General features: G+C 42.0%; 11 protein-coding genes. 7 read left to right on the top strand and 4 right to left on the bottom strand.

The window, feature by feature from the left end:
• On the top strand, nucleotides 1-879 hold an 879-nt coding region (locus GRP75_RS14980), incomplete at its 5' end, for an MFS transporter (RefSeq protein WP_160789695.1).
• Here the strand turns inward: GRP75_RS14980 and GRP75_RS29780 are convergent.
• Together GRP75_RS29780 and GRP75_RS29775 are read right to left on the bottom strand one after the other, a co-directional pair.
• A complete protein-coding gene (locus tag GRP75_RS29780) occupies nucleotides 869-1,045 on the bottom strand; it encodes a hypothetical protein (protein WP_237449061.1) in 177 nt (58 codons plus the stop codon). The genes GRP75_RS14980 and GRP75_RS29780 overlap by 11 nt on opposite strands.
• 28 nt (nucleotides 1,046-1,073) lie before the next feature.
• Nucleotides 1,074-1,340, bottom strand: coding sequence for a hypothetical protein (locus GRP75_RS29775; RefSeq protein ID WP_237449060.1), 267 nt, complete (start codon nucleotides 1,338-1,340; stop codon nucleotides 1,074-1,076).
• A gap of 437 nt (nucleotides 1,341-1,777) precedes the next feature.
• On the opposite strand from GRP75_RS29775, the gene GRP75_RS14965 reads away from it, so the two are divergent.
• Entirely contained in the window at nucleotides 1,778-2,149 is a 372-nt protein-coding gene (locus GRP75_RS14965) for a hypothetical protein (protein ID WP_160789694.1), read from the top strand.
• A 228-nt stretch (nucleotides 2,150-2,377) separates the two neighbouring features.
• Here the strand turns inward: GRP75_RS14965 and GRP75_RS14960 are convergent, their stop codons facing one another.
• Nucleotides 2,378-3,406 carry a chitosanase gene (locus GRP75_RS14960; RefSeq protein ID WP_237449059.1) on the bottom strand — a complete coding sequence of 343 codons (1,029 nt, stop codon included), beginning with the start codon at nucleotides 3,404-3,406 and terminating at the stop codon, nucleotides 2,378-2,380.
• A gap of 280 nt (nucleotides 3,407-3,686) precedes the next feature.
• Between GRP75_RS14960 and GRP75_RS14955 the strand changes: the two genes are divergently transcribed.
• The 5 genes from GRP75_RS14955 to GRP75_RS14935 all read left to right on the top strand — a co-directional run bounded on the left by GRP75_RS14955 (nucleotide 3,687) and on the right by GRP75_RS14935 (nucleotide 7,936).
• A complete protein-coding gene (locus GRP75_RS14955; RefSeq protein WP_068942129.1) occupies nucleotides 3,687-4,475 on the top strand; it encodes an isocitrate lyase/PEP mutase family protein in 789 nt (262 codons plus the stop codon).
• Nucleotides 4,476-4,512: 37 nt separating this feature from the next.
• Nucleotides 4,513-5,073, top strand: a complete 561-nt coding sequence (locus tag GRP75_RS14950; RefSeq protein ID WP_023989728.1) for a bifunctional transcriptional activator/DNA repair enzyme AdaA — start codon at nucleotides 4,513-4,515, stop codon at nucleotides 5,071-5,073.
• 25 nt (nucleotides 5,074-5,098) lie between these two features.
• Nucleotides 5,099-5,584 carry a methylated-DNA--[protein]-cysteine S-methyltransferase gene (locus tag GRP75_RS14945; RefSeq protein WP_023989727.1) on the top strand — a complete coding sequence of 162 codons (486 nt, stop codon included), beginning with the start codon at nucleotides 5,099-5,101 and terminating at the stop codon, nucleotides 5,582-5,584.
• 13 nt (nucleotides 5,585-5,597) lie between these two features.
• Nucleotides 5,598-5,885 carry an antitoxin Xre/MbcA/ParS toxin-binding domain-containing protein gene (locus GRP75_RS14940; protein ID WP_023989726.1) on the top strand — a complete coding sequence of 96 codons (288 nt, stop codon included), beginning with the start codon at nucleotides 5,598-5,600 and terminating at the stop codon, nucleotides 5,883-5,885.
• Nucleotides 5,886-6,052: 167 nt separating this feature from the next.
• A complete protein-coding gene (locus GRP75_RS14935; protein WP_160789693.1) occupies nucleotides 6,053-7,936 on the top strand; it encodes a stalk domain-containing protein in 1,884 nt (627 codons plus the stop codon).
• 86 nt (nucleotides 7,937-8,022) lie between these two features.
• On the opposite strand, the gene GRP75_RS14930 is transcribed toward GRP75_RS14935, so the two are convergent.
• On the bottom strand, nucleotides 8,023-8,312 hold a 290-nt coding region (locus GRP75_RS14930), incomplete at its 5' end, for a YdhK family protein (RefSeq protein WP_160789692.1).

Here is an 8,312-nt window from a genome sequence, read left to right as displayed (position 1 = left end):
GCACGTATTCTTATGGCCGTCGGGGCGGGGATGGTCGTGGTTACAGCACTGAGCATTGCTGCGAAAATTGCCCCAGCCGGCAAGCAGGCCAGTTCTATTGCTACGGTTACTATGGGTTTTACAGCCTCGCTGATTATTGGGGTGCCGCTTGGGAGAATGATATCTTCTGCATATGGCTGGAAAACCGTATTTCTCGGCATCGCGTTGACAGGGATTATTGCCCTAATTGTTATATCTATGACAATTCCCCGCTTAAAAGGAGATCGACCTGTCCCCTTACTACAACAGTTTGCTCTTCTGAAAAAGCCTGAAGTTGCTTTGGGATTAGGCATTACCTTCTTTTGGCTAGGTGGTTATTCACTCGCGTATACTTACATCTCACCGTATTTGCTGAATGTATCAGGTGTAGGAGAGGATATGCTAAGCTCAGTATTGCTTGCCTTCGGAATTGCCAGTCTAATCGGGTCAAAAATTGGTGGGTACAGTGCGGATAAAAAGGGTATACCCTTTACATTATTAGGGGGTATGGTGTTGCACGGTATTTCCTTACTCTTGCTTCCTTTTGCCGCTCATTCCCTGGTCGCAGTATTTGCTTTATTGATCCTTTGGTCGTTCGCAGCCTGGACAACTGGACCTACTCAACAATATAATCTGGTCACACTTGTGCCTGAATCTTCCGGTGTGATGCTGAGTCTCAATCAATCTACAATGCAGCTTGCTATGGCAGCCGGAGCCGGAATTGGCGGTGTAGTTGTTGGTCAGGTTTCGCTGTCTTCCATCACCTGGTTTGGAGCAGCAGGGGTTGGTATCGCTATTGTGGCTACGTATTTACTTACACGAAGATCCTCAGTTCAAACACAAGTGGGTGTTACGGAGTAAAGTGTATAGATAAGTGAAGAGGAGGCCCAGTGATGAAGGTGACATTGCGGCCTTCCTCAAAGCCGATATTATTATAAACTTGATTGGAAACCGAATTTTTTAAATCTGCATATAGCATGGGTACTAAATGCTCATTTTCCAAAATGGAACATAGCTCGGATACCATTGCGCTGGCAAAACCTTTTTTTCGCAAATTAGGCGGGGTATAGGGTGGTTCCTTTTAAATAACGTAAGAGTTCTTCTATATAGGTCAATTTATGATTATCTGTGATTTGTTGTGAGATCCATAGCCAAGCCTTATGTCCGGGTGATTGAGCAAAGATCATATTTTTATCGGACGTTTTGAGGCATGTTGACTCTTCTGACTCACAAATTCGATGGATCAAATTGTATCGAACTTCATCAGCCAAAAATTGATTTTGATTTAATATATCGTCGTTTGGGACTAGTAGCTCAATCATGACTCTACCTCCTAAAAATGAGCTATGACCTAAACAAAAAGTAGAAATCTATGAAGATTCAGTTGTTATATCTACTAGGATTTAAACTTCCGCGCTATAAGTTTCTTATTTTTTTGTCGCCAAATCCATCTTTCGATAAAGTTTTTTTCTTTTCTTTCCTGAAGTGTTTCCTTCATACCCTTAATAAGAAATTCGGATCTTCGCTTGTCGTTTCTGCTAATTTCACGTAGTTCCTCAATAAATTTATCGTCCATGTCCGCATCTCCGTTAGTTCAAAATTTTCCAAATTGCTAAGGTAGATTATACAGAACATATGTTCCTTTTTCAAGTCTGCATCTGCTCTATTCAATCACATAACTATTTTTAGATGGATGCTGCGAGGCCCGCGCCAATCGGATGGTGAAGCATAAGATAAAGTTGAAAGTAGGAATTACAACATGGACAACAAAGCATATGTATCTCAAACGTATCCACGTCTTACAGTCTACAACGAAGAAAATTTTCGGGGTTCCAGGAGAGTATTCAGAGGAAACCTAGGCATTCGTAATACCGATAACATTCTCGACGGCATCGAAAGTCTGCGTTTCTTTTCTACTAGCAGCAATGCTACACTTGTACTCTTTGCTGGCATGCGGTTTAGAGGTAATTTCCGTGTGTTTAGAGGCAATCGCAACATCGCCGACCTGGATGATCTGATTCGCGGGAATGATGTGGAATCTATTATCTCTACCAATCAACGTCTGACGTTGCAGCAAATCCGTAATATCCGCAGTAGTGGTAGACTTCCATCTGGCTATCGAATCATCTAACGGCCTTAATTCGACTTCATAAACCATTTTACAAGACTGTTTCAGGAGCTTGCAACTTTCGGGCTTCCGGGGCAGTCTCTCTATTTGTACACGCGACCTACATACTCGAATGATGAGAGGAACTGTATGGGAGAATGGGACGTTGTCAGCAGTCATCGCCAACTCAATGTTCATGAAAATAGATAAAGGAGGGCATACGATATGTCCTCCTCATGACGTATATTGTATTTACTTCAGTTCCCAATTAGTTGCTTTGATCACGGCTGCATCTGCGTTCTTAAGATCTGTTTCACCAGAAGCTAAGAGAGAACTCCATTGTTTCACACGATTCTTACCATTGGGAGGTTGGTTATAATCGTTGGTATCGACAACCAATGTACGCTTAGCATAGAAGCTAGTCATGAACTTCTTCTCATTCGTACTACTGCCTGAACGTGAGAGGATTCCTTCAAGGCTACCTGAATCACCAGTAGCGCCTTGATTGAGTGCTGTGTCGACAAATGATCCAATCGTCAGAGCAGTATTAAATCCGCGTTTCTGTGCTTGCTGTACACTATACTCGATATAGGTGTCATAGAACGTACGCCACATGGCTTCTCTCCAGGCTTCATTGTTTTGGAGAGCGTTGATCTTCTTCTTGATAACACTATCGCTATCGCTGAGCTTTAGAATCGAACCACTCATTTTCCCCTTCAGGCCAGCACGTGTTAATCCACCTGCAATGGAAGGGTTACTAGCTCCACTAGCAGCATCAAAAGCTTTGAATAAGTCCGGACCATCGGGTCCCGTATCATTTGAACCGCCTGTTGTTGCTCCAAATATACCAATTGTGTATCCGCGATTATCGCCGATATCTTCAGCATATCCATAGAATTCAGTCCATTTCAAAGAATCTTGCTCTGGTTTGTTCACTAGCTTCATAATATTATCCCATTGCTCACCGTCGAGTCCTGTATTAGCCTTCAGAAACTGAAGTGTAGAAGGTGAGAAATTAGCATCATGATCAATAGCTGTAACCGCTTCTTGGCTAGTAGCTGCTTCGCTGGTAAGGGATAATGGCTCTATACTAGCTTCATTTGAGTTGTTGAAGCCCTCATTTAAATCGATCGTTTTCTGTACTGGAGTTCCATTATCTTCAGCAAAAGCCTTGGCAGGTGGGCCCGACAAGCTAGAGAAAGAAGCGATTACAGTAAAGCTTAGCAAGATCATAAGAAACTTTGTTTTATTGGAAATGAGTTTATTGCTTATTTTATACATATAACTCCTCCTATAATAATGTAATTGTGAAAGGCTAAAAGCTAAAAGCTAAAAGCGTAGATTTGCATCTAACTCGAATTGATTTAGCAAGAGTATAGATAAGAAGGATATGATTGAATAGAGCTTAAATAACCGTTTTTTTCAAAAATTATGATTTATATGTGAATAAATGGACCTAGTTGTTCCTAGATTCCTACAGACCATAAGTGCAAGAATGAGGACGAAACAAAGATAGCCTCTTGATAAAATGAGTTACATCACATATCAGGAGGCTATATTTATGAACAAAATTCATCAGTTTCATGCACTTCACACATCAGAGGAACTTTTATTTTTAGGGAACGCCTGGGATATGCTATCTGCGGTGGCTCTGGAGAAGGCAGGCTTTAAGGCGATAGGTACGACGAGCTGGGGAATTGCCAATACGCTTGGATTCTCAGATGGAGAGCTTATTGATTTTGACCAGCATGTAAGCATTATTCGGACGATTGCTGAGCATGTTCAGATTCCAGTGTCGGCAGATATTGAAGCAGGATATGGGGAGGATACGGCAACGATTGTTGAGCATGTTTTAAGGATAGCCGATGTGGGAGTTGCAGGGATTAATATTGAGGATTCTTTGAAAACGAAAAAGGGACTTCGAGAAGTGGGCCTGCACAGTAACCTGTTGTCCAAAATAAGAACAGCATTGGATACGCGTGGGTTTAAAAATTTTTTTATAAACGCAAGAACGGATACATATTTGCAGATGGATGCCCCACTTTCAGAGACCATAGAGCGGGCCAAAGCGTATGTGGATAATGGTGCGAGCGGAATTTTTGTTCCAGGATTAAAGCGTGATGAAGAGATCAGGGAAGTTGTGTTTCATATACATGCTCCGCTTAATGTTTTATCCCTGCCGGGTCTGACGAATGTCCACCAGCTTCAGCAGTTAGGAGTTAAACGGTTTAGCTTTGGAAATGCATTTTCTGATAAGATAATAGTTGCTTTGCAAAAGAATGCAGAACAGTTGATAGAGCTTCAAGATACATCACATTTATATGAGGATTTTGCAAAATCCTTGAGCTAGATGAATATGAACTATAGAAAGGACAGAGCATTCGATCATGGCTAACCTTAGTCTTTCTTTTGAAGAAATGTGGGAGAAAATTATAGCGTGTGATCGTAAGTATGACGGGTTGTTTTTTACCGCTGTGAAAACAACCCGCATATACTGCCGACCTTCCTGTCGATCCAAAAAGCCGAAGAAAATAAATGTGGAGTTTTACTTTGATTTGGACAAAGTGGAAAAGGCGGGTTTTCGTGCTTGCAAAAGATGCCAGCCCCATACAGACCATTCGCCGTATATCAGACTTGTGCAGAATGTAGTAACCTTCTTGGTCAATCATTACAAGGAAAAACTTGTATTGCAGGATATTGCGGACCATATTGGAATAAGCTCTTTTTACTTGGATCGGATCTTTAAACAGGAAACCGCCGAAACCCCGCGTACGTATTTGGAAAAAATAAGAGTAGATAAGGCAGCCTATCTTCTTAAAAGTACAAATCTTACGAATCTTGAGATTTGCTATGAGACGGGCTTCCAAAGTCCCTCCCATTTCTATAAGGCGTTTCGCAGCTTGAACCATTGTTCTCCTAGTGAGTATAGAAAGTTGAGTAAGGAATAGAAAAGGAAGGAGGGCGTATCCTTTTATGAGTGAACTTTACGTATTGAAGTATGTATCGCCGATTGGAGAGATAGAGATACAGGGCACAAATGAGGCTGTCTATTCTATTATGTTCTCTAATCGGAATGAGCTCTTAACGAGGGCTATAGAAGAGGTTCCAATCCAAGTATTAGCGGAATGCGCTATCCAGCTTGACGAGTATTTTAAAGGTGAGCGCTTTGAGTTTACGTTTCCTTATGCCTTTGAAGGTACGGATTTTCAGCAAAAAGTATGGAATGCTCTGGTGTCCGTGGGGTACGGTAAAACGACAGCTTATAAAGATATTGCTCTTGCTATTGGAAATGAAAAAGCGATCCGAGCCGTAGGCAGTGCTAATGGAAAAAATAAGCTGAGCATTGTGATTCCATGTCACCGAATTATCGGTTCCAATCAGAAACTAACGGGCTATGCAGGAGGGCTATGGAGAAAAGAATGGTTGCTCCAGCATGAAAAGCGTTGTCTGAGGCCCTAAGGAGGGTTCGTAGATGAGAGACATATATTTGAAAGAGTTTAAGCCGGAGAACTGGGCCAACATGGTTCAGATCTATCAGGAGCGGTATGCACAGGTAGATCCGGCTATAAGAGCAAAAGTGGTCGAAAGTAAAATTCCCAAGGAGATTCAGATTGTGCTGCTGCCCGATATGGGGGAATATTTGCTGACTTGGATGGATCGAAAAGTCCCCGCACTCGGCAACGAAACACCGTCGGATTATTTGAAAAGCGAAGAAGGGACTAAAGCACTGAAGGCGGCCATATTACGTATGCCACGTTGAAGAAGCGGGCCAAGGAGATACATATGAACATTGAACAGATGAACAGAGCGCGAATGATGGAAAAAGTGAGTTCGCATATCCATAACTGTAATCAGATGGAATGAACTTCATCTAACCCTATGCTATGATTTATCGACAAGACTATAGATTCAAAAGGGGAAATAAGAATGAAGCTCAAAAGAATGATGTTCCTACTTTCGTTTTTAACGATACTCGTAGGGTTGTTCACTTTGTGTACAGAAAGTGTTCATGCTGCCAATTCGACAGTATTCAGAGATGGAGATAAGCTTAAGCTTACCCTTGATGATGGTAATGGAGTAAACAGAGTGTTTAAATTCGATCTCCCGTTTACGATTAAGCCTGATACGCCAATTCGTCTGTATAGCAACTATATTGAAATTCCTTCTGGTGACTTTACGATTGATTATGCCAACTCTACAATTACGATTGCGGATTCACGACCAGCACCTTATCCAGGATCAGAAAATCATATAGAGTTTCCTATAGCTACAACTATGGAAGGGACTGTGCAGTCAGTCGATGAATCTACAGTAACTCCACTTGCTGAGGAGCCGAAAGTAACGCAGCCTGAGGTGGAGACCAATATAAAAGAGATTCCCACTCCCAGTGAACCCGAGGTTGCTCAACCTGTGGATGAACCGAAAGTCATTGAACCTCAAGTAACCCAGCCTGTCGTGGAGCCTAAAGTGGACCAAGAGGTGGATGAGTCACCGGAAATCCCTTTGTCTATCCCGTCTGGAGAAGATTTTCCGGGTACATTTACAATCAACTCTTCAGGTACGTCATTTTCGGTTCGTTTGAAAATGAAAAATATTCAACCCACGTACACTTCATACGTTATGGTCAAAAATGCGGATGCTCAATTAATTAAACGGATTCAGTTCGATCCGGAAACAACATTTAGCTACCCATTGAGTAACCTGAATTTATCTACGGGTGGATACTACTTTTATATCAAAATGATCGATCAGTCGGGAAATTCGGCAGCATCTGTACCCCAATTTGTTCCCATAAATAATAACAAGGCTCAGCAGGTTGAGGTGTTTATAGACGGGAAACTGCAACAATATGAGCAGCCTGCGACCTCTATTAGCGGAAGTATGCTGGTGCCATTTCGTGCCGTTTTTGAGGCGCTTGGGGCGAAAGTGAAATGGGATGGAGCTACCAAGACCGTTACTGCAACCAAGGGAAATACAACGATTAAGTTAACTGTTGGCTCCAGAGATGCCTATATCAACGGTAAATTAGTGCGTCTCAATGCAGCGCCGAGACTCATTAACGGCAAAGTAATGGTTCCTATTCGCTTTGTAAGTGAGGCGCTGGGTGCGAAGGTAAAATGGAATATTGCAGCTCAGAGCGTTGTGATTTTTCATGCTCCACCGCAGGTTTTGACAACCAGTGAAAGTGAACAATTAATGGAGGAAAATGAAGATGCTTCTGAATCACATTCCAATCCAACGATTCTAAAAAAGATATCCACCACCTTCTCCAAATCTACGGATATTGTGTTCGTCATAGATGTTACGAGTAGTATGACAGGGACGCTGGATTATGTGAGACAGAAGGTGAAAGGCTTTGTTGATTCCGTTCCAGCAGGTTCCCAATTTGCTGTCGTTGCATTTCGGGATATCAATCTGAAGGCAGATAAAGATTTAGAATTTTTGGAGTTTACGACCGATAAAAACAAGTTAAAAGGTAATTTGAATATGCTGCGCCCTTCCGCTGGCGGGGATTTGAAGGAATCGGGATTAGAGGCTATTCAGTTAGCTATAAGTAAATTTCCCAAGAATTCTAATTCCAAAACAATTATATTCATTACAGATGCACCAGTTCATGATAAAAATACAGCTCTGGGTAAAGCCCGTTTTTCAGTAGATGAAATCAACGAGCAATTACAGAAAAATGGTGTTATTTTTAATGCAATCGTGCCTGCGAATGGACTAGCCAACAAACAAATGAAAAAGCTTGTAGAAACCAACAAAGGGACTTTGTATGACATCAAGGATGCCAAGCTGAATTTAGCAAAGTAGGTTTGTCCAAACTCAAATAAAGTCGTATAAAGGGAGCCGATGTAAGGCTCCCTTTTGCTATCATAAGCGCCTGTGTTGTAAGAGTTCTAATGGGCTGAAAGCTCACTCTCCGTCACCCATTTATGATTTTTGACAGGCTCTCCTCCTGTAGTCGGCGCATAATCGACCATATATACAGTCGTTGGCTCGGCGGAATCAATGGTAGCCTTAGCCCCATCCATCCCCTTCATATGATCTGCCCCAAGGATAATTTCTGTGCCCGGTGCATAGGGCTCGCTACCTGCATCTTTAATCTCTTCATGAATAACCCACTTATGATTATTCACTTTTTCTTCTCCAGTGGTTGGAGTATATGAGACTGTATAAGCAGTAGTCG

Origin of the sequence: Paenibacillus sp. OT2-17, assembly GCF_009827695.1 — a bacterium.
GTDB lineage: Bacteria > Bacillota > Bacilli > Paenibacillales > Paenibacillaceae > Paenibacillus > Paenibacillus polymyxa_B.
Note: the sequence above shows the minus strand (reverse complement) of the source record. Positions and strands in the feature narration are given on the sequence as shown.